Genomic DNA, 19,913 nt, shown 5'->3' on the forward strand with positions numbered 1-19,913 from the left:
TCAGACCGAGGCGGGGGAGGTCTCGCCGTTCTGGCCGACCGTGAGCAACGGCAGCGCGACGCGGAAGGTCGCGCCTCCGCCCGGCGTCTCGACGACGTCCACGCGGCCCTTGTGCGCGGCGACGATCGAGGACACGATCGCCAGTCCGAGGCCGCTGCCGCCGGTCTCGCGGGTCCGCGACGTGTCCGCGCGCCAGAAGCGCTGGAAGATCTTCTCGCGGATCTGCGGCGGGATGCCCTCGCCGTGGTCGATGACCTCCAGCAGGGCGAGGCGGCGGGAGCGGTCGACGGCGACGCCGATCTCGATCGGAGTGTCCTCGGGCGTGTAGCGGACGGCGTTGCCGATCAGGTTCGTCAGGACCTGGCGGATCTTGTTCTCCTCCGCCATCACCATCGCGGGCACGCCCGGCTCCTCGGGGGCGGTGGCGGTGCCGGCGGCGATCTCCTCGGCGTTGACCCGGCGCGGACGCCGGCGGAATCGGGCGAGCCTCGCTCCTGCCGCGGCGATCGGGCCGGTGAGCCCGGGGTTCGTCAGCTCCATGGTCTGAGTGGCGGAGGCGCCGGCCTCGTCGGGCTCGAGCGCGGGCGTCTCCACGGGGGTGTCGTCGCGGATCTCGACGCCGAAGTCGCGGTCGGGCCAGGAGGCCATCGCGTCCATCGCGGCGTCGCGGGCGAGCGGCATCAGATCGACGGGCGCGAGTGCGAGAGGCTTCGTCTCGTCGAGGCGGGCGAGCTCGAGGAGGTCCTCGACCAGGCCGCCCATCCGGATCGCCTCCTTCTCGATGCGCTCCATCGCCTGGCCGACGGCCTCGGGCGTCTGCAGAGCGCCCATCCGGTACAGCTCGGCGTAGCCGCGGACCGAGACCAGCGGCGTGCGCAGCTCGTGGCTGGCGTCGCCGACGAAGCGGCGCATCTGGTCGATCGTGCGGGCGCGGTCGCGGAAGGCGGAGTCGATCCGCCCGAGCATCGCGTTCAGGGAGCGGTTGAGGCGCCCGACCTCGGTGTTGGGCGTCGTACCGTCCAGACGCTGGCTGAAGTCGCCGTCCGCGATGGCGGCAGCGGTCTGCTCGACCTCGCGCAGCGGGGCGAAGGTGGTGGTGACCAGCAGGCGGGTGAGGAGTGCGCCGATCACGACGATCGCGACTCCGAAGCCCAGGAAGATCGTGAGGTACGTCGTCATGATGACGTCGACGCTGCGGGTCGACACCGCGAGCAGGAGCGTCTGGTACTCGGTGCCCCTCGTGAACACCGTCGACATGACGTGGTACTCGACCTTGCCGTTCGAGCTCCAGATCTCCATCGGCTTGTCGCCGCCCTGCAGCGCCTGCTCGAGGGTGAAGGTCTGCGGGAAGGCGGGGTCGGCCGCGCCGGACGCGTTCGTGTTGTCGAGCGTGCCGTACTGGTCGTAGACGGCGCCGAAATCGGCCTTCGACTCGTCGATCGCGGCGAGGTCGTTGACGGAGAGGTCGCTCGCCGTCCGCTGGACCTGGTCGGCCAGCTGCGCGTCGAGCTGGGCGACGAGCTGCGGCTTCAGCATCGTCATCGTCCCGATCCCGGAGACGAGGAGTCCCAGCGTGAGCAGGAGGACCGTGACCGCGGTGATCTTGGTGCGCAACGAGATGGAGTTCCACCGCTCGGCCAGACCCTGGTGCATGGCGGTGGAACTCCCTCGGGATCGGCGGGCGCCGCGCCTCCGGCGGGAGGTGGCGCCGAGGTGGCGGAGGCTAGGCCTTCGCGACCTTCAGCATGTATCCGAATCCTCGCTTGGTCTGGATGAGCGATTCCTCCGAATGCGTGTCGAGCTTACGTCGCAGGTACGAGATGTAGGACTCGACGATGCCCGCATCGCCGTTGAAGTCGTACTCCCACACGTGGTCGAGGATCTGCGCCTTGCTGAGCACCCGGTTCGGGTTGAGCATCAGGTAGCGGAGCAGCTTGAACTCGGTGGGGCTGAGCTCCACCGGCTCGTCGCCGACGAGGACCTCGTGCGTGTCCTGGTCCATCGTCAGCTCGCCGGCCCGGATGACCGCGTCCTCCTCGGCGTGCATGGTGCGGCGGAGGATCGCCTTGATGCGCGCGACGATCTCGTCGAGGCTGAACGGCTTCGTGACGTAGTCGTCACCGCCGACGGTGAGGCCCGTGATCTTGTCCTCGGTGTCGTCCTTCGCCGTGAGGAAGAGGATGGGGGAGGTGTATCCGGCCGAGCGGAGGCGCTTGGTCACGCCGAATCCGTTCATGTCCGGGAGCATCACGTCGAGGATGATCAGGTCCGGCTCCTCCTCGAGGACCGCCGAGATCGCCTGGGCCCCGTTGCCGACCGCACGCACGGCGAAGCCGGCGAAGCGGAGGCTCGTGGTGAGCAGGTCTCTGATGTTGGGCTCGTCGTCGACGATGAGAATGCGGGGTCCGTCCATGCAGGACAGTATCTGGCCGTCGGCTGTACGGAGTCTGGGAGTCCGTTGTCCGGGCGCTCGGTGCCGGCTCGGCGGCGGGGAACGCCGGATCGGAGGCGGTGCGGCAGGAGGAGACCGCGTCCGATCAGGACTGCGCGCGGCGGCGCCGGACCCCCACGATGAGCATCGCGATCATCATGAGGAACGCGATGGGCAGGCCCACCAGCGGCACGGCGAAGACGAACTGCCAGAACGGGCCGATCTTCTGTACCCCGAGCACCAAGGCGACCAGGATCGCGAGGAACGCGAGGACCGTCACGACGACGATCGCGATGAACATGTAGGCGAGCGTGCGCTCCGCGCGTCCGACGCCCGCCGGCTCCTGTGGCTTCACTCGTCAAGGATAGGGCGGCCCCGGTCGACTAAACTGATGGCTGCTTCATTTCCAGGAGGGGTCTGCATGCCTACCGGCAAGGTCAAGTTCTACGACGAGGAGAAGGGCTTCGGCTTCATCAGCACTGATGACGGCCAGGAGGTCTTCCTGCACGCTTCCGCGTTGCCCTCCGGGACCGCGGTCAAGGCCGGCACCCGCCTCGAGTTCGGCATCGCCGACGGCAAGCGCGGGGCGCAGGCGCTCTCGGCGCGCGTCCTCGACGCTCCGCCGAGCCTGGTGAAGCTCAACCGGAAGTCCGCGGACGACATGTCCGTGATCGTGGAGGACACGGTCAAGCTGCTCGACGGGATCGGCGCCGGGCTCAAGCGCGGCCGCTACCCCGACAAGGCGCACGGGCGCACGATCGCGGCGCTCCTGCGCCGGGTTGCGGACGAGCTGGATGCCTGACGCCGACGGCACGACCGACGAGCAGGGCCCGGTCGAGGAGACCGTCGCCGCTCCGACCACGGAGGACGCTCGCGTTAAGCAGTCCTCGGGAGAGGGCGTCTCCGGCGCCGAGCCCGAGGCGACTCCCGCCGATTCTGACTCCTCCGCTGAGGACGCGCGCGGAGCCGACGAGGAGACCGACGCTGACCAGGCGGCTCCTGTCGACGAGGCTCCCTCCGGCGAGGGTGAGAGCGACGCCGCCCTCCCTGTACCCGAGGCTCCTGGCGAGGACTCCGCCTCTGCGGAGGAGACTCCTCCGGCCGACGATGTCGCCGCTGAGGCGGGGGCTCCCGGCGCGGACACGGCTTCTGCTGCAGTGCCGGCTCCTGCTGAGGACGCGGCCCTTGCTGACGATGCGGTTCCTGCTGACGACGCGGGAACACCTGAGGACTCGGCTCCTGCTCAGGACATGGCTCCTGCTGACGACTCGGCTCCTGCTGAGGATGCGGCTCCTGCTGAGGACGGGGCTCCTGCTGAGGATGCGACTTCTGCTGAGGATGCGACTTCTGCTGAGGATTCCGCCCCCGTCGCCGACGACCGTTCCGAGGCCGACAACGACGCTTCCCCGGGGGAGGCGGACGAGGCCGCCGCGGACGAGGCTCCCGAGCCCGTCTACGAGGCGGACGCCGTGCTCGCGGGGTCTCTCGATGTCGCGCGCGCCGCGCTCGCCGAGATCGCCCCCGAGGGGACGATCGGCGAGCTGGTCACGACTCTGGCGCAGGGCGAGCACGTCGTGTCGCTGCAGTTCGCGAACCTCATGCGCGGGTACCCGGGTTGGCTGTGGACGGCGACGCTGTCCCGGATCGACGAGACCGAGGACGTGAACGTCCTGGAGGTCGAGCTGCTGCCGGGCGAGGGCGCGGTCCTCGCTCCGGACTGGGTGCCGTGGTCCGTGCGTCTCGCCGACTACCAGACCGCGCAGGACGCGCTCGGCGAGGAGGTCGAGGACGCGGACGACGACGAGCTCGAGGACGCCGAGGAAGACGACCTCGACGACGAGTCGGACGACGACTCCGACGAGGACGAGGACGCGGGCGACGACGACGACTCGGACGACGAGGACTCGGACGAGGACGACTCCGACGACCCGGACGACGACTCCGACGACGAGGACTCCGACGACGTCGAGCCCGAGCCCGCTCCCGCCCCGACGACCCGTCGCCGTCGACGTCGCCGCTGATCCGGTCCGGCGCCGCCCGATGAGCATCGACTCCGACACCCGCATCGCTTATCCCGACGGCGCCGTGCGCTCCTCCGGGCGCGTGCAGCACGTGGGCCCGCTGGAGGACGGCCGCTGGGCGGTCGTCCTCGATGCGACCGCCGCTCACCCCGTCGACCCGACCTGGCCCGACCAGGGGCCCGACCGCGGCGCGCTGGTCGTGGCGGGGGAGCGGCATCCCCTCATCGACTGCCGCATCGGGGCGTGGCAGGGCGGCGAGCTGCACGTCGGCGAGCGGCTCCCGGCGCGGCTCGGCACTCCGGAGTGGAGCTTCGTCGTCGTCCACATCGTCGACGACGCCTCCTCACTCCACGTGGACGACGAGGTCGACGTCGAGGTCGACGCGGAGCACCGGCACGAGCTCTCCCGTGGGCACACCGCCTGCCACCTCGCCTCCCTCGCCCTGAACGCCGCTCTGGCCTCGTTCTGGTCGAAGCCGGCGCGCACCGACGCTCTCGGGAACCCGGACTTCGACCAGGCGGCGATCCAGACCTCGCGGATCCGCGAGTCCGGCTCCACCGACGTCTACAGCCTCGGCAAGTCCCTCCGACGCAGCGGGATGGACACCGCCCGCCTGCTGGCGGAGATCCTCGAGGTGCAGGAGCGGGTGGACGCCCTCCTCGCCGAGTGGATCGCCTCCGACGCGGAGGTGCGCATCGAGCGCGACGACGACCTCCTCAGCACGCGGCGGACATGGCGCTGTACCCTCCCCGCGGGGGACGCCGCGATCGCGTGCGGCGGCACCCACGTCGAGCGCCTCGGCGAGTTCACCGGCCTGCGCGTCCGTCTCGAGCCCGAGGCCGACGGCACCGGACTCCGGATGGAGACCGACGCGGTCTAGCGTCGGTTGCGGCTGTAGAACAGCCCGATCGTGCCGAGGACCAGTCCGATCACGACGGTCGACAGGACGACCGGCTCGATGACGGCTCCGACGGCCGTCGCCACGAGCACGGCCACGAGCGCGACCGCCCAGACGACGCACCCGACCAGCAGAGCCGTCGCGTCGTCGCTCGCGTAGGGCGGCGGCGCGGGCCGCCGCTCCTCCTCGCGCAGCCACAGCCGCATGGCGTGCCTCAGACCGCCAGGCGCTCGAGGACGTGGTCGATGCAGCCGAGCAGCGAGCGGACGTCGTCCGGCTCGATCGCGACGAACGTCGCCACGCGCAGCTGGTTGCGGCCGAGCTTGCGGTACGGCTCCGTGTCGACGATCCCGTTCGCGCGGAGGATCTTCGCGACGAGAGCGGCATCGACGGAGGCGTCGAAGTCGACGGTCGCGACGACCTGGGAGCGGTGCTCGGGCACCTCGACGAACGGGGTGGCGAGGCTCGAGGCCTCGGCCCAGTCGTAGATCGCGGAGGAGGACTCGGCCGTGCGCGCCGACGCCCAGGCCAGGCCGCCCGAGGCGTTCATCCACTCGAGCTGCGACTCCATCAGCAGGAGGGTCGAGAGCGCCGGAGTGTTCAGCGTCTGGTTCAGGCGCGAGTTGTCGACGGCGTTCTTGAGGCTCAGGAACTCGGGGATGTAGCGGCCGCTCGCCGCGATGCGCTCGATCCGCTCGATCGCGGCGGGGGAGAAGAGGCCGAACCAGAGTCCGCCGTCGGAGGCGAAGTTCTTCTGCGGGGCGAAGTAGTAGACGTCGGCCTCGGCGATGTCGACGTCGATGCCGCCCGCCGCGCTGGTGGCGTCGATGACGGTGAGCGCGCCCTCGTCGCCGCGGACCCGGCGGACCGGGGCCATCACTCCGGTGCTCGTCTCGTTGTGGGGCCACGCGTACACGTCGATCCCCTCGACGATCTCGACCTCGCTCCGGGACCCCGCGGGGACGGAGACGACGTGGGCCGGCTCGAGGAACGGCGCGGAGGCGGCGGCCGCGAACTTCTGGCCGAACTCGCCGAACGTGAGGTTCTCGGCGCGGCGCTCGATGAGGGAGAAGGCCGCGGCGTCCCAGAAGGCGGTCGAGCCGCCGTTGCCCAGCAGGACCTCGTATCCCTCGGGAATGCGGAACAGCGAGGCGAGGTGCTCGCGCACGCGCCCGACGAGGTCCTTGACGGGCGCCTGGCGGTGCGAGGTCCCGAGGAGGTGCGCGCCCTGCGTCGCGAGGTGGGCGAGCTGGTCGTGCCGCACCTTGGACGGGCCGCAGCCGAACCGTCCGTCGTGGGGGAGCAGCTCGCGAGGAATGGTGAGGTCCGGCATGCGTTAATACTAGGGTTCCCGGCCCGTACCCCTCCTCCGAGCGACGGAGGCCTGCGTCGCGCCGCAGCGCCGATGCTGCGTCGTGGCGACCACTAGGGTGGAGCGCGCCGAGACGGGAAGGCTGAGATGACGGATCTGATCGACACCACCGAGATGTACCTGCGCACCATCCTCGAGCTCGAGGAGGAGAACATCATCCCGCTGCGCGCGCGCATCTCGGAGCGGCTCAGCCACTCCGGGCCGACCGTGTCGCAGACCGTCGGTCGCATGGAGCGCGACGGCCTCGTCGTCGTCTCGGGCGACCGCCACCTCGAGCTCACCTCCGACGGCCGCCGCAAGGCGATCCACGTCATGCGCAAGCACCGCCTCGCCGAGCGGCTCCTCCACGACGTCATCAAGCTCGACTGGGAGTTCGTGCACGAGGAGGCCTGCCGCTGGGAGCACGTGATGAGCGAGCAGGTCGAGCGCCGTCTCCTCGAGATGCTCGACCACCCGACGGAGTCGCCCTACGGCAATCCGATCCCGGGCCTGGACGAGCTCGGCGACACCCCCGCCTCCCGCTTCGCCGACGGCGTCATCAGCCTGCCGCGCTTCGTCGCGGGGTCGAGCGAGCCCCGCCGCGGCGTCGTCCGACGCCTCGGCGAGCCGGCGCAGGTCGATCCGGAGCTCCTCCTCCAGCTCAAGCAGGCCGGGGTCGTGCCCGGTGCCGAGGGCGAGTTCTCGGCCCTCAACGGCTACGTGCTCGCGCGCATCGACGGAGCCGAGGCGGGCATCGAGCTGCCCAACGAGGTCGCGGCGCACATCTTCCTCGTCGTCTGACCCCGCGCCTCCCTGGGAGCGGCCCGTACGGGCCCTTACCGCATCCGGTGACCGGAGGCGAACGGGAGAGCGGTCTCTTCCCGCCGAGAAGGTGACAAATCGGTAACGGTCGCTTACGCTCTGTGGAGCCCTGCGGCCGAGCCTCGGTCCCAGGGCGCGGGATCCGACGCCCCCACACCCGTCTCGGATCCTGTGCACACCGATGCTTCGTGCATGAGACGGGACAGCTGCCTGGGCTGAGGGGACGTCGGAGGATCTCCCCCTTGCCCCAGAACCCCCTCACCCCGAACGAGGACGCCGGCTCACCCGACCGGTTCCGCTCCAACCACCCCGACCGCTCCGGCGACGCGACCTTCGAGAACCGGCCCCCGGTCATCCGCGCCCGGATCCACGGGGACGCACCCGTCTCCCGTCGCGCCGTTCCCGCAGCTCCTGCCCGCCGCGCGGACATCACCGACTTCGTGCCGTCGCCGGCCGGGACCCCGCGCAAGCGCAGGGGCCGTGTCGTCGGCAAGGTCGCGATGGTCGGCTTCGCCGGCGCGCTGGTCGCGACGATGGCGCTCCCCGCCTACGCCTTCACTCCGGGCAGCCAGGACGACGGCCTGTTCGCGGCATCGCGAGCCGACCTCCTCCGCCAGGGCTCCGCGCAGACCGTCGCCGTCGACGGCGGAGTGGTGCAGGCCGCGATCGCCCTAGACGGCTTCTCGGCCGAGGCGGCGCCCCCGCCGCCCGCACCGGAGCCCGAGCCCGTCGTGGTCGCCGAGCCCGTTGTCGACACGAGCGACGTCGCCGAGGCGCGCGCCGAGACCGCCGAGGAGTTCAACTCCTACTCCGGCGCCTCGGCCAGCGAGATCGCGGCCGCCGCCCCGACCACCAGCTACAGCCTCTCGGCGGTGTTCGACACGGCGATGCAGTACCAGGGCGTGCCCTACGTCTTCGGCGGAGCCGACCCGAGCGGCTTCGACTGCTCCGGCTTCGTGATGTACGTCTTCGCGCAGTACGGCATCTCGATGCCGCACTCGGCCGCGGGCCAGGGCGCCATGGGCACCCCCGTCTCGCTCGCCGACGCGCAGCCCGGCGACCTCGTCATCATGGACGGCCACGACGGCTTCTACGCCGGCAACGGCAACATCCTGCACGCGCCCTACGAGGGCGCGAGCGTCCGCGTGCAGCCGCTGTGGACCTCCGACTACCGGATCGTGCGCATCAACGGCTGATCCGGTCGATCCGCTCGAGAGCCCGTCCCCTCCTGGAGGGGGCGGGCTCTCGTCGTCCCGCCGTGTGAACGCCGCGTGACGAATCCGGACCGACCCCTGGTGTTCCGGGCGTGAAGGGTTAACCTGAACCCCAGTCCGCTCGCGTGGCGAGCGGATCGATTCGTCGAGGGACGGAGTGCCGGGATGGCCGAGCGGAGCGGGCGCCACAGCGTGGGGCTGCGCTCGCGCGTGCGGCCGGCCGATTCGACACGCGCGCGGGTCCTCACCGCGGCGGTGCACTCCTCCGACACGCGGATACGACTCCACGTCATCGCGCGGCACTCCGCCGCGGCCTCGCAGGGCGCCGTCATCACGACGGCGCCCTTGCTCGTGGTCGCGGCGCCTTCGCGCGACGGCGTGCGACAGCACGGAGGTCACTGATGCGCACTCTGGTTCTCAACGCCGGCTACGAGCCGCTCGCGGTGGTGTCGTTCAAGCGGGCCCTGGTCCTGCTGATGACGGAGAAGGCGACCGTGATCGCCGCGGACGAGGGCAATCCGGTGCACAGCGCGCACGGCGACCACGTGCGGCCCTCGGTGATCGTGCTGACCCGGTACGTGCGCATCCCGAGCGGCCGGAGCGTGCCGGTGTCGCGCCGGGGCGTGCTCCGCCGGGACAACCACCGCTGCGGCTACTGCGGTCAGCACGCGGCGACGATCGACCACATCCAGCCCAAGTCGCGCGGGGGCCGGGACACGTGGGAGAACCTCGTCGCCTGCTGCCAGCGCTGCAACAACGTCAAGAGCGACCGCACCCCGCACGAGATGGGATGGCGTCTGCGCACCGTCCCCCGGATGCCGCGCGCCGGCTCCTGGCTCGTGCGCGGCGCGGAGCGGACGCAGCCCGACTGGGACGACTACCTGGCTCCCGCCGCCTGACGGGCCGCGGTCGCGCCGCTGGCGGCGTTGTCGTCGGGCGCGATACCGCCGGTATCGCTTCCTCCTCCGCCTTGCCAGCGACACGACCGCGACCCGTCAGGAGAGGGGCGTCGGGTGCGGCCCAGCGTTACTCGTTGTCGTTGCCGGTGTTGGCGCTGGCGTTGCCGGGGCGCTCGCCGGCCCAGGTCCAGTTCGCGACCTCGGGGATGTCCTCGCCGTGCTCGCGGGTGTAGGCGCGGGCGCGGATGCGGGCGTCCTGCATCTCCTGGCGGAGACCGGCGGCGCGGGCGCCGAGGCCGGGGGTCCGGTCGATGACGTCGATCACCAGCGAGTAGCGGTCGAGGTCGTTGAGCATCACCATGTCGAAGGGAGTGGTGGTGGTGCCGTTCTCCTTGTACCCGCGCACGTGCAGGTTGCCGTGGCCGGTCCGCTTGTAGGTCAGGCGGTGGATCAGCCACGGATAGCCGTGGTACGCGAACACGATCGGGCGGTCGGGGGTGAAGATCGCGTCGAACTCGCGGTCGGAGAGGCCGTGCGGGTGCTCCGACTCCGACATCAGACGCATCAGATCGACCACGTTGACCGTGCGGATCGCGAGGTCCGGCAGCGTCTCGCGGAGGATGCTCACCGCCGCGAGGGTCTCGAGGGTCGGCACGTCGCCCGCGCAGGCGAGCACGACGTCCGGGGACTCGCCCTGCCGCTCGCTGCTCGCCCACTCCAGGATGCCGAGTCCGCGCGTGCAGTGGGCGACCGCCTCCGCCATCGTGAGCCACTGGGGCGAGGGCTGCTTCCCGGCGACGACCACGTTGACGTAGTCCACGCTCCGGAGGCAGTGGTCGTAGGTCGAGAGGAGCGTGTTCGCGTCGAAGGGCAGGTAGACGCGCACGACCTCGGGCTTCTTGTTGACGACGTGGTCGATGAAGCCCGGGTCCTGGTGGCTGAAGCCGTTGTGGTCCTGGCGCCAGACGTGGCTCGAGAGCAGGTAGTTGAGGCTCGCGATCGGGCGGCGCCACTCGATGTCGCGGGTGCCGTCCAGCCACTTCGCGTGCTGGTTGAACATCGAGTCGATGATGTGGATGAACGCCTCGTAGCAGGTGAAGAGCCCGTGGCGGCCGGTGAGCAGGTAGCCCTCCAGCCAGCCCTGGCACTGGTGCTCCGAGAGCACCTCCATGACCCGCCCGGCGCGGGCCAGGTGGTCGTCGAGGGGGCTGAGCTCGGCGTCCCACTGCTTGTCGGTGGCGGCGTAGACGGACTGCAGCCGGTTGCTCGCGACCTCGTCCGGCCCGAAGAGGCGGAAGTTGGTCGGGTTGGCGCGGATGACGTCGGCGAGCCATTCGCCGAGCACCTTCGTCGCCTCCGCGACGGTGCCACCCGGCTGCTCGACGACGACCTCGTAGCGGCGGAAGTCGGGCAGGTCGAGGGTCTGCCGCAGCAGCCCGCCGTTCGCGTGCGGGGTCGCGCTCATCCGCAGCTCGCCCTCGGGGGCCAGCGAGCGGACTCGGTCGACCACGCCGCCCTCCTCGGTGAAGAGCTCCTCGGGCCGGTAGGAGCGGAGCCAGTCCTCGAGGAGCCGAGTGTGCGCCTCGGTGTCGCGGGCGTTGGGCAGCGGGACCTGGTGCGAGCGGTAGGTGCCCTCCACCTGGACGCCGTCGATCTCGGTCGGGCAGGTCCAGCCCTTCGGGGTCTTCAGCACGATCATCGGCCAGGCCGGGCGTGAGAGGTCGCCGGCTGCGGCGCGCTCCTTGATCGCCGCGATGCGGTCGAGCACCGTGTCCAGGACGTCGGCGAACCGCTCGTGCACGCGCATCGGGTCCTCGCCGTCGAAGCCGCCCTCGACGAGGAACGGCTCGTGGCCGTAGCCCCGGAGGAGGCTGTCGAGCTCCTCCTGCGGGATGCGGGCGAGGACGGTCGGGTTCGCGATCTTCCAGCCGTTGAGGTGCAGGATCGGCAGGACGACGCCGTCGGTGAGCGGGTTCACGAACTTGTTGGAGTGCCAGCTGGTGGCGAGCGGGCCGGTCTCGGCCTCGCCGTCGCCGACGACCGCCGCGACCAGGAGGTCCGGGTTGTCGAAGGCCGCTCCGTACGCGTGGCTCAGCGCGTACCCGAGCTCTCCGCCCTCGTGGATGCTGCCCGGGGTCTCGGGGGCGGCGTGGCTGGGGATGCCCCCGGGGAAGCTGAACTGGCGGAAGAGGCGGCGCAGCCCCTCCTCCGACTCGTCGATGTGGGAGTAGATCTCGCTGTAGGTGCCGTCGAGGTAGGCGTTGGCGACCATGCCCGGTCCGCCGTGGCCGGGACCGGTGATGTAGAGGGTCGGCTGGCGGCGCTCGCGGATCGCGCGGTTCAGGTGCGCGTAGATCAGGTTGAGGCCGGGGGTGGTGCCCCAGTGGCCGAGCAGGCGGGGCTTGATGTCCTCCCGGCTCAACGGGGTCTTCAGGAGCGGGTTCGCGAGCAGGTAGATCTGCCCGACCGCGAGGTAGTTCGCGGCGCGCCACCAGGCGTCGACCGTGTCGAGAGTGTCCTGGGTCAGCTCGGCGTCGGCGGGTCGGGCGATCCAGCTGTGCTCGGGGACGGGCAGGAGAGACGGAGCGGGGGAGTCGGCCATGTGTCCACGCTGGCATCCGGACGCCCGGGGCGGAAGGGCCTTGCAGGCCCGGCTCCGGAGGGGGTCAGCCGCGCGGCGTCGCCCGGCGGAGGACCAGCGAGCCCACCACCGTCAGGAGCGCGGCGGGGACGAGGAGCAGAGCGGCGGCTCCGGCGGTCCCCGCGCTCTCGAGGACGTCCGCCACGACCGGCCGGCCCCCGGCGAGAGCGACGACGACGACCACCGCGAGTGCCACCGCTCCGAGGGCGAGGAGGAAGGCCGTCACTCCGCGCTCCCGCCAGCGGAGGAAGACCGCGCCCGCTGCTCCGCCGAGGGCGAAGGCGGCGAGGAGCGAGCAGAGCAGGACGACGAAGCGCTCGAGCCACGGGCCGTCTAGGGGAGAGGCGAGGAAGAGCGCGCCGCCCAGCCACCAGCCCCCGGTCGCCTCCTCGATCGCCCCGAGGGCCACGACGATCGCGGACCAGAGCACGGACAGGGCCGCGAAGGCGAGGGCGCTGCCGAGGACGTGGTCGCGCCGGGTCGCTGCGTAGCTCAGCGCCAGCCCGAAGGTGGCGGTCGTGGCCTGGATGGAGCCGATGAAGAGGAAGACGACGATCAGCATCCCCGGCCCCACGAGGAGGATGCCCGAGTCGCCGCCGCCCCGCTCGGCCCCGATCCCGCGGAGGACGAGCCACCAGATCACGAGGTTGCCGGCGAGGACGGCGAGCAGGACGAGCAGCGGCCAGCCGAGGACCGTCCCGGGGTGGGCGAGGTGGAGCCTCAGAACGGAGAGGATCCTCCGCGGGAAGGCAAAGCGGCGGGCGGCGGCGGTCATGGTCGGTCCTTCCGGATCGGGGGCGGTGGTGTCAGCTGCTGCGCGGGGTGGCGCGGCGGAGGATCGCCCAGCCCGCGACTCCGGCGATCGCGGTCGGGATGAGCGAGAGGGAGTAGCCGCCCGCGTATCCGACGCTGCCGAAGAAGGAGCCGACGGCGGGCCAGTTCTCGGTGAGCGTGAGGAGGGTGATCACGGCCAGCAGGAGGGCGCCGAGGATCCCGAAGAAGAGCAGCATCCCGCGCTGGCGCCAGCGCACGTAGACCGCCGCCGTCGCCGCTCCGATGAAGAAGAAGAAGAGCAGGGCGCAGAGCACCGCGACAGCCTGCTCGCCCACGGAGTCCCCGCCGAAGTAGATCGAGCGGAAGAAGCTGCCGCCGAAGCCCCAGCCGTCGGTCGCCCGCTCCACGATCCCGAGGACCACGAAGACGCCGGTGTAGAAGACCGAGAGGGCGACGAAGGTGAGGGCCGTGCCGAGGGAGAAGTCGCGGCGGGTGGCGCCGTAGCCGAGGGCGAGGCCGAAGGTGACGTTCACCGACTGGACGGCCACGACCATCATGTAGACGAAGAGGAAGAAGGACGCGCCGGAGTAGGTCATCCCCTCCTGCGCCTCGAGGCGCTCGCCGGAGTCGAGCCCGCGGAGGATCAGCCACCAGACGACCAGGTTGCCCGCCAGGATGACGGCCGTGATGATCAGCGGCGTGTAGAGGATGGTGGCGGGGTTCGCGAAGTGCAGGCGGACGATGCTGCCGAGGCGGCCGGCGGCGGTGTCGTGGCGCGCGGGGGCGCCGGTGAGGGCGGTCATTCCGAGGCCTTCCCGGTGGTGAGCTGGACGACGAGCTGCTGGAGGGGGACGGACTCGAGCTCGAGCCCGTGGCGGGCGGCGGAGGCGCGGCCGGCGTCGTCGAGCCGGGGGAGCGTGGCCGAGGCGCGGCTGCCGAGAGCGGAGCGGGCGATGACCTCGCGTCCGGCGGTGAACGACTCGACGGCCTGCCGGGGTCCGATGACCGTTGCCGCAGCACCCCGCAGCTCCTCCGCGTCACTGTCGACGACGAGGCGGCCCTGATCGATGACGAGGACGTGCTCGAGCAGGCTGCTGACCTCGTCGATGAGGTGGGTGGAGAGGACGACTGTGCGCGGGTGCTCGGCGAAGTCCTGGAGGAGGCGGTCGTAGAACAGCTGCCGGGCGACGGCGTCCAGCCCCAGGTACGGCTCGTCGAAGAACGTGAGCGGGGCGCGGGAGGCGAGACCGACGATCACTCCGATCGCCGAGAGCTGTCCGCGGGAGAGCTTCTTGATCTTGCGGTCGACCGGGAGGCGGAAGTCCTCGACGAGCTCGCGGGCGAACGCCTCGTCCCAGCCGTCGAAGAACCAGGGAGCGCTGCGCAGGACGTGCTTCACCTTGAAGTCGTCCGGGTACTTCTGGCTCTCCTTGATGAAGCAGGTGCGGGAGAGGACGGCGGCGTTCTCCACCGGCGACTGCCCGAAGACGCGGATCTCGCCCGAGCTGGCGAACTCCTGGCCGGTGAGCAGCGACATCAGCGTCGTCTTGCCCGCGCCATTGCGGCCGAGGAGGCCGTGGATGCGGTTCTCCTCCAGCGCGAAGCCGATGCCGTCGACGGCGCGCATGCGTCCGTAGTGCTTGGTGAGGTCGTGGACCTCGATGACCGCGCTCATCGCGATCCCCCTTCTGTGATCATGTCGGCGAGCTGCTCGGTGCTGAGGCCGAGCTTGGCGGCCTCGGCGAGCAGCGGAGCGACGAACTGGTCGCGGAACTGCGTGCGGCGCTTCTCGACCAGCCGGTCGCGCGCCCCCTCGGCGACGAACATGCCGATCCCCCTCTTCTTGTAGAGCACCCCGTCGTCGACGAGCAGGTTCACGCCCTTGCCGGCGGTGGCCGGATTGATGCGGTGGAACGCGGCGAACTCGTTGGTCGACGGGACCTGCGACTCCTCCGGCAGCGCGCCGTCGATGATGTCGTTCTCGATCTGCTCGGCGATCTGCAGGAAGAGCGGGCGGGAGTCGTCCACGCGGGCTCCTTCGGTGCTGGGTTGGGTGGTTAGTTGGTGTTGTAGCTAACCATGGAGGCGGGAGGCCTTCGTGTCAAGAGGGGTGTGCCGCGCAGTCGCCGCGACGAGGGCCGTGGCGTGCTTCGCTGGCGTTGTGGTGGGGCCCTGTCGTCGCTTCGCGGGGGGCGGGGCACGGCGGGTACACTGGCTCGGCCAGCCTCTGTAGCTCAATGGAAGAGCGACTCCGTCCTAAGGAGCAGGTTGGGGGTTCGAGTCCCTCCAGGGGCACCACGATCCGCAATCGGGATCAGTCCATCGGACGACCGCCGCCTTCGCTCCGTCTGACGCCAGCGTCCGCCCCCCGCCCAGCACTCCGAGCTCTGCTCGTCGAGGCGACGACGGTCCGAGCCCTCGATGGTCCTGCCCGGGTGGGGACTCCTCGGCGGCAGGGACGCACGACCGAGGAGCTCCTTCGCGGGTTCTCGGCCGTCCTCGTCCTGAGCCTCTCCATCCAGCGGGACACGTTCGCGGACAGACGGCGCGCGGGTTTCAGTGCGCTGCTCGCGATAGCCGGTCGCATGGCGGCCATCCGCAGGCGGTGGCCGGCGGAATCCGAGACCCCCTTCTCGGCGGCATGTGGCGGGCCGTCCTAGGCTCCGAGCGCTCACGGCCTTCTGAGGGCGTCTCGCGGGCCTTCGCTCAGGCGGCGCCGACATGATCGAGGCTGGTACTCGACGGAAGGTTCTCTGTGAGCATGTTCAAGCGCGTTCTCGGCATGGCGTCGAAGGCGCTCGATTCGAAGAGCGGCTCGGGGTCGTCCTCGAGCGGGACGACCGATTGGCGCGACCTGGTGCGCACCGCCGCCGACAAGGTGACGGGCGACTCGCGGAGCGGGCAGGCTCAGCCGCCCCAGCAGTACGGCTCGCCGCAGCGCCCCTCCGCGCGACCCCAGGACGCCCGGCCCGGGCAGCAGCCTGTGGTCACGCAGGAGGACCGCGCGGCGATCGCGCGCTACGACTACCTCCTGCGGACCGCCGACCCGGAGCAGCTCGAGCAGGTGCACCGCGACGCGTTCGCGAAGCTGACGACGGCGCAGCGCACCCAGGTCGAGGCGCGCCTCCGCGACGAGCTGCCCGCGAACGAGCAGCCGCGGTCCTCCGCCCCCGAGGACCTGGCGCGCGCGGCGACGCGCGGCGAGGCGAACGATCCGGGGTTCCTCAAGAAGATGTTCTCGAAGCCGGGGACCCGCGGTGCCCTCGCGGGTGCCGGCGTCGGAGCGGCGGCGGGCATCGGGCTCGGCGCGGCGGGCGGACTGCTCGCGGCGGTCGCGGGCGGTGCCGTGATCAGCAGCGTCGCCGGTCCGCTGCTCGCGCAGGCGTCCGGCCTCGGCGTGGACTTCGAGAACCTGGCCGGCGGATTCGGGGACCTGGGTGACTTCGGCGACATCACGGGCGGCGCGGGCGAGTTCGTCTCCGGCGCGGGCGAGCACGTGTCCGGGCTGGGGGAGCAGGTGTCCGAGTTCGGCTCGGACTTCCAGCTGCCGGGTCTCGGCGACCTCGGGAACCTCTTCGACCGCTAGGCGGTCCCGGCCGGAGCGCTCCGGCGGCGGAGGAACGGCGACGCGATCGCGAGCGCCGCTCCGACGACGAGCAGGACAGCGCCCACGATCGCGACGGCGGTCGTCGACCAGTCGGGGAGGTCGACGACCGTCGTGCCGTTGAGGAGCTTCCATTCACAGGCTGCGCCGAGCGGCCACCACGACCAGAAGCCGCGGACGAGCTCTCCCGCTTCGGGCGGGACACCGCCGAGGCTGACGCTGCAGACGTAGTCGAAGCCCTGACGGTCGATGTTCGCGTACTGCAGAGGCACGAGTGCGAGCGCGGCCAGGCCGGCGACGGCGAGGACGAGGCCGGCGATCAGGGCGAGACGGGCGGCCGTGAGGCGCTTCTTCACCGGTGTCGAGGCGGGGGCGGGCGGCGTCTCGGTCATCATCCGATGGTGTCATGAGCGCGGAAGGGCCGGGCGGGGGTGCGCAACTACGGCTGAGACGCGTGCATCGGTCTGATTCAGCGCTTCGCGAGAAAGTCAGCATCCGGTGCGCAAGAGTCGCCGGTGCGCTGGCGCGATCGGATGCCGTCACCAGCGTCCGCCGACCGCCCGCAGCGCGACGGCCAGCATCCCGGCCAGCGCCACCAGGACGGTCGCGATGACGAAGATCCCGGACGAGTAGCCCTCGACCATCAGCGGCAGCACTGCTCCGAGGACGGTCCCGACCTGCGTCACGGCCGTGTATGCGCTGGCGCCCGCGCCGACTCCGCCCCTGCTCGTTCGACCGAGCAGGACCAGGCCGGTGCTCTGAAAGCCGACGCCCACAACGGCATAGAGCACCTGGGCCAGCAGCAGCACCGGATAGGTGGTCGCGAGGAGCAGGAGCGAGAACGATCCGACCCCGAAGAGGGCGATCACGACGAGGGTGACGGCGCTGCCGCGGGCCGCGCTGAGCCGACCGAGCAGAGGCAGCGCGGCCAACTCCAGTAGAGCCGATATCAGGAACAAAGGAGGCACCTCGGCAGGGCGGAGCCCGGACGAGACAGCGAACAGCGGCAGATAGATCCCCCGAAGGGTGTCGGCCGACTTGAGAAGCGCCACGAGGACAAGCGCAGTGAAGAACGCTCCGCTTCTCGCTCGAGGCGTTCCGACTTCTCCGCCATCGTGCTCGCGCGGGAACGCGCGTCCAGCGAATGGTCTGCAGGTCGCACCGATCATCGTGATGCCGCCGAACACGGAGGCGATCAAGAGAGGATCGAGCCCGAGCGCGGACACGGCCGAGTAGATGACGAGGCCGAGGATGTATCCGCCGACCGTCATCAGCCGAAGACGCGTGACCGCGGCGACCTGTTCGTCGTCACTCAGCTGCGCGGCGACGCGGCCGAAGATCTGCGGGACGATCGTGCTGACGAGGAGCAGGAGAACGCCGCTCAGCATGACGAGCACGAATGTACCTGCGGTCGCGCGGAGTGCAAGGAGGGCGACCGGGACGGCTGCGCAGGTCAGGACCAATGCGCTGCGCGGGTACCCGTGATGGCGAACTGTAGGGACGAGCAGGGTGTTGTAGACGATGGCGGCGGCCGCGTTGACGAGAAAGAACACGGCGATCTCGCCCTTTGAGTGACCGGCCGAGTCGAGGGAGACGGGAACGGCTACGCTCGTGAGGCCTCCGATGGTCGCGTTGCTCAGCAGGGTCAGGGCGACGGATTGTGGGACGCGAGCGCCAGACAGTGGTTCCTCCTTAGTCGCTGACCGGTCTAGTTGGCGCGGGCGGACGAAGGTGGATCCTCGATGTCGCCCGGGTCGTTGCGATCCGAAACTGATGCGCGCCACTGAATATCTCTCACCTAAAAGCCGTCCGACCCTATCCCCGCTGATTGAAATGCCGCGGCGAGACCGCGCCCCAGCAACAGGTCCTTCCCGCACCTCCGGGCCGTGGCCAGAAGATGCTCACCCCACACTGCAGCCAGGGGCGCCATCGCATCGCTCAGGTACACCATGTCGAATTCGCGTTCGGCGAAACCGCATCGGATCCCGATCGCGTTGAGATTGACCGGTCGCCGTGCAGTCGACCAGCCGCTCGGATGTTCGGACGCAATGGGAAAACCCGGCCCGAGCGCGACGACGGACCGTGAATGAGCTACTTCAGACATCAGTCCGACAAAAAGCATCGATGTGTCGTTCGGATGCTGACGAAGGATCTGCAGGTCAGCTCGGCTGTTCGTTGAATCTCGAGCCCACCTCGCGACGCGCTCCCACTCGGGCTGCTCCAATTGCGCCAGGGGCCTGTTGCAGATGAAGAACTCGATTTCCATATCGACACATCGATCGGCCCACTGTTCCAGGTTAGCTCGATTGCTTCTTGCTTGTTCGGCTGTATTTTCGGAGATGCTCGGCAGTTCTACGCCCCACGCGTCCTCTATCCAGTGAAGAGAAAGGCCCATCCGGCATAGCCTGTAGCCGAACTCCACATCTTCGACTCCATAAGTTGAGAAGCGCTCGTCGAAACCGCCCGCGGAGAAGAAATCCGATCGCGCCACTGCAATGTTCCGTCCCCAGTAGAAACGCCAGGGGACCGCCAGCGGAACCCGCCGGACATCGACATCCAACCACTTGTCCGATCTGTAATCAGCGTAGCCGGGCCGCGTAGCCATCTCCATGCGTCTTGTGCGCCAGTCCGGGCCGCTGACAAGAGAACGGAATGCATGGGCATCTTCGCCAGAGAAGTCCCAGCCGTAGGTCGGCCCTGCTGTACTGCGTTTACCGACTTCCACGTTCGCCGCATGGGACTGAATCAGGTTCTCGCCCGCGAGAGTGCCGCAATCGAGGAAGATCAGTGTTCTGCCCCGAGATGCTCGCGCGCCGAGATTCCTTACCGCGCTCAGGCGGAACCCGTCGTCTCGTTGGCGAGTGTATGAGATGTCAATCGCGTGTTCGAAGGCCTTGACGACCGCAACGGTATCGCTCGAAGAGCCGTCGTCTGCGACGATGACCTCATAGGTGAACGACGCCTCTTGTTGCGCTAATGTCGTCAGAGTTCTTCTCAACTCGTCAGGGCGGTCATAGGTCGGAACGACGACTGAAACCTCCGGAGAAACATCGTCTGCTTTCTGCGGGAAGATCAACGGTCCTGACATGCCTTCATCCTTTCTCGCGTACCTGGAGGCATCGCAGAGCCGGCCCTCATTGTACGTTGCGGACTGCACTCCGCGATGTCGCGGTAAAGGAGTGATCGCTTCACGTCAGTTCGCTTGTGACTTCGCAATTCGATGTGCGAGACCGTAGCAGGCTGTGCCCTTCGGCGACC

The 19,913-nt window shown here is 70.0% G+C and carries 20 protein-coding genes and 1 tRNA gene; 8 read left to right on the top strand and 13 right to left on the bottom strand.

From position 1 onward, the window contains the following. The 3 genes from C5C71_RS04970 to C5C71_RS04980 form a co-directional block, all read right to left on the bottom strand. Positions 1–1,653 (bottom strand): HAMP domain-containing sensor histidine kinase, encoded by a 1,653-nt coding sequence (locus C5C71_RS04970; RefSeq protein WP_104337244.1) that lies wholly within the window; start codon positions 1,651–1,653, stop codon positions 1–3. A gap of 70 nt (positions 1,654–1,723) precedes the next feature. After that, on the bottom strand, positions 1,724–2,413 hold the full coding sequence (locus C5C71_RS04975) for a response regulator transcription factor (RefSeq protein WP_055787731.1): 690 nt from the start codon (positions 2,411–2,413) through the stop codon (positions 1,724–1,726). A 124-nt stretch (positions 2,414–2,537) separates the two neighbouring features. Then, on the bottom strand, positions 2,538–2,786 hold the full coding sequence (locus C5C71_RS04980) for a hypothetical protein (RefSeq protein WP_258068648.1): 249 nt from the start codon (positions 2,784–2,786) through the stop codon (positions 2,538–2,540). 66 nt (positions 2,787–2,852) lie between these two features. On the opposite strand from C5C71_RS04980, the gene C5C71_RS04985 reads away from it, so the two are divergent. Genes C5C71_RS04985 through C5C71_RS04995 form a run of 3 tightly spaced genes read left to right on the top strand, consistent with a single transcriptional unit; the run spans position 2,853 to position 5,332 of the window. Next, positions 2,853–3,233 carry a cold-shock protein gene (locus C5C71_RS04985; RefSeq protein ID WP_104224602.1) on the top strand — a complete coding sequence of 127 codons (381 nt, stop codon included), beginning with the start codon at positions 2,853–2,855 and terminating at the stop codon, positions 3,231–3,233. Continuing rightward, complete coding sequence (locus C5C71_RS17890; protein WP_258068650.1) at positions 3,226–4,452, top strand: DUF3027 domain-containing protein; 1,227 nt, start codon at positions 3,226–3,228, stop codon at positions 4,450–4,452. The genes C5C71_RS04985 and C5C71_RS17890 overlap by 8 nt, the downstream gene beginning before the upstream one ends. A 19-nt stretch (positions 4,453–4,471) precedes the next feature. Further along, complete coding sequence (locus C5C71_RS04995; protein WP_104337245.1) at positions 4,472–5,332, top strand: metal-dependent hydrolase; 861 nt, start codon at positions 4,472–4,474, stop codon at positions 5,330–5,332. On the opposite strand, the gene C5C71_RS05000 is transcribed toward C5C71_RS04995, so the two are convergent. Together C5C71_RS05000 and serC are read right to left on the bottom strand one after the other, a co-directional pair. Further along, entirely contained in the window at positions 5,329–5,556 is a 228-nt protein-coding gene (locus tag C5C71_RS05000) for a DUF2530 domain-containing protein (protein ID WP_104224604.1), read from the bottom strand. The two genes, C5C71_RS04995 and C5C71_RS05000, sit on opposite strands and share 4 nt — an antisense overlap. 8 nt (positions 5,557–5,564) lie before the next feature. Next, complete coding sequence (gene serC / locus C5C71_RS05005) at positions 5,565–6,683, bottom strand: phosphoserine transaminase (RefSeq protein WP_104337246.1); 1,119 nt, start codon at positions 6,681–6,683, stop codon at positions 5,565–5,567. Positions 6,684–6,809: 126 nt separating this feature from the next. Between serC and C5C71_RS05010 the strand changes: the two genes are divergently transcribed. From C5C71_RS05010 to C5C71_RS05025, 3 genes are all read left to right on the top strand, one after another. Then, entirely contained in the window at positions 6,810–7,502 is a 693-nt protein-coding gene (locus C5C71_RS05010) for a metal-dependent transcriptional regulator (RefSeq protein ID WP_104224606.1), read from the top strand. Between the two features lie 263 nt (positions 7,503–7,765). After that, a complete protein-coding gene (locus tag C5C71_RS17745; protein WP_258068652.1) occupies positions 7,766–8,719 on the top strand; it encodes a C40 family peptidase in 954 nt (317 codons plus the stop codon). A 419-nt stretch (positions 8,720–9,138) separates the two neighbouring features. Beyond that, positions 9,139–9,636: an HNH endonuclease gene (locus tag C5C71_RS05025; RefSeq protein WP_104224608.1), complete on the top strand. Its 498-nt coding sequence runs from the start codon at positions 9,139–9,141 to the stop codon at positions 9,634–9,636. Positions 9,637–9,763: 127 nt separating this feature from the next. Here C5C71_RS05025 and C5C71_RS05030 read toward each other — a convergent pair whose 3' ends face one another. The 5 genes from C5C71_RS05030 to C5C71_RS05050 form a co-directional block, all read right to left on the bottom strand. Then, the gene (locus C5C71_RS05030; protein ID WP_104266882.1) at positions 9,764–12,238 is read right to left on the bottom strand and encodes a phosphoketolase; all 2,475 of its coding nucleotides are present in this window, start codon (positions 12,236–12,238) and stop codon (positions 9,764–9,766) included. Between the two features lie 64 nt (positions 12,239–12,302). After that, positions 12,303–13,052, bottom strand: a complete 750-nt coding sequence (locus C5C71_RS05035) for a hypothetical protein (protein WP_104337248.1) — start codon at positions 13,050–13,052, stop codon at positions 12,303–12,305. A gap of 31 nt (positions 13,053–13,083) precedes the next feature. After that, complete coding sequence (locus C5C71_RS05040) at positions 13,084–13,854, bottom strand: ABC transporter permease (protein ID WP_104337249.1); 771 nt, start codon at positions 13,852–13,854, stop codon at positions 13,084–13,086. Next, a complete protein-coding gene (locus tag C5C71_RS05045) occupies positions 13,851–14,726 on the bottom strand; it encodes an ABC transporter ATP-binding protein (protein ID WP_104224612.1) in 876 nt (291 codons plus the stop codon). Before C5C71_RS05045 ends, C5C71_RS05040 begins: the two co-directional genes overlap by 4 nt. Then, positions 14,723–15,079: a GntR family transcriptional regulator gene (locus C5C71_RS05050; RefSeq protein WP_104224613.1), complete on the bottom strand. Its 357-nt coding sequence runs from the start codon at positions 15,077–15,079 to the stop codon at positions 14,723–14,725. The genes C5C71_RS05045 and C5C71_RS05050 overlap by 4 nt, the downstream gene beginning before the upstream one ends. Before the next feature lie 195 nt (positions 15,080–15,274). Between C5C71_RS05050 and C5C71_RS05055 the strand changes: the two genes are divergently transcribed. Then, positions 15,275–15,349, top strand: a tRNA-Arg gene (locus C5C71_RS05055). Between the two features lie 463 nt (positions 15,350–15,812). Then, positions 15,813–16,637 carry a hypothetical protein gene (locus tag C5C71_RS05065; protein ID WP_258068653.1) on the top strand — a complete coding sequence of 275 codons (825 nt, stop codon included), beginning with the start codon at positions 15,813–15,815 and terminating at the stop codon, positions 16,635–16,637. Here the strand turns inward: C5C71_RS05065 and C5C71_RS05070 are convergent. The 3 genes from C5C71_RS05070 to C5C71_RS05080 all read right to left on the bottom strand — a co-directional run bounded on the left by C5C71_RS05070 (position 16,634) and on the right by C5C71_RS05080 (position 19,743). Beyond that, positions 16,634–17,047, bottom strand: coding sequence for a hypothetical protein (locus C5C71_RS05070; protein WP_104339898.1), 414 nt, complete (start codon positions 17,045–17,047; stop codon positions 16,634–16,636). The two genes, C5C71_RS05065 and C5C71_RS05070, sit on opposite strands and share 4 nt — an antisense overlap. A gap of 147 nt (positions 17,048–17,194) precedes the next feature. Beyond that, positions 17,195–18,439, bottom strand: a complete 1,245-nt coding sequence (locus C5C71_RS05075; protein WP_146078967.1) for a hypothetical protein — start codon at positions 18,437–18,439, stop codon at positions 17,195–17,197. A gap of 14 nt (positions 18,440–18,453) precedes the next feature. Continuing rightward, the gene (locus tag C5C71_RS05080) at positions 18,454–19,743 is read right to left on the bottom strand and encodes a glycosyltransferase (RefSeq protein WP_104266878.1); all 1,290 of its coding nucleotides are present in this window, start codon (positions 19,741–19,743) and stop codon (positions 18,454–18,456) included. Between the last annotated feature and the right edge of the window lie 170 nt (positions 19,744–19,913).

The organism is Rathayibacter sp. AY1C1, assembly GCF_002932105.1.
Taxonomy (GTDB): domain Bacteria; phylum Actinomycetota; class Actinomycetes; order Actinomycetales; family Microbacteriaceae; genus Rathayibacter.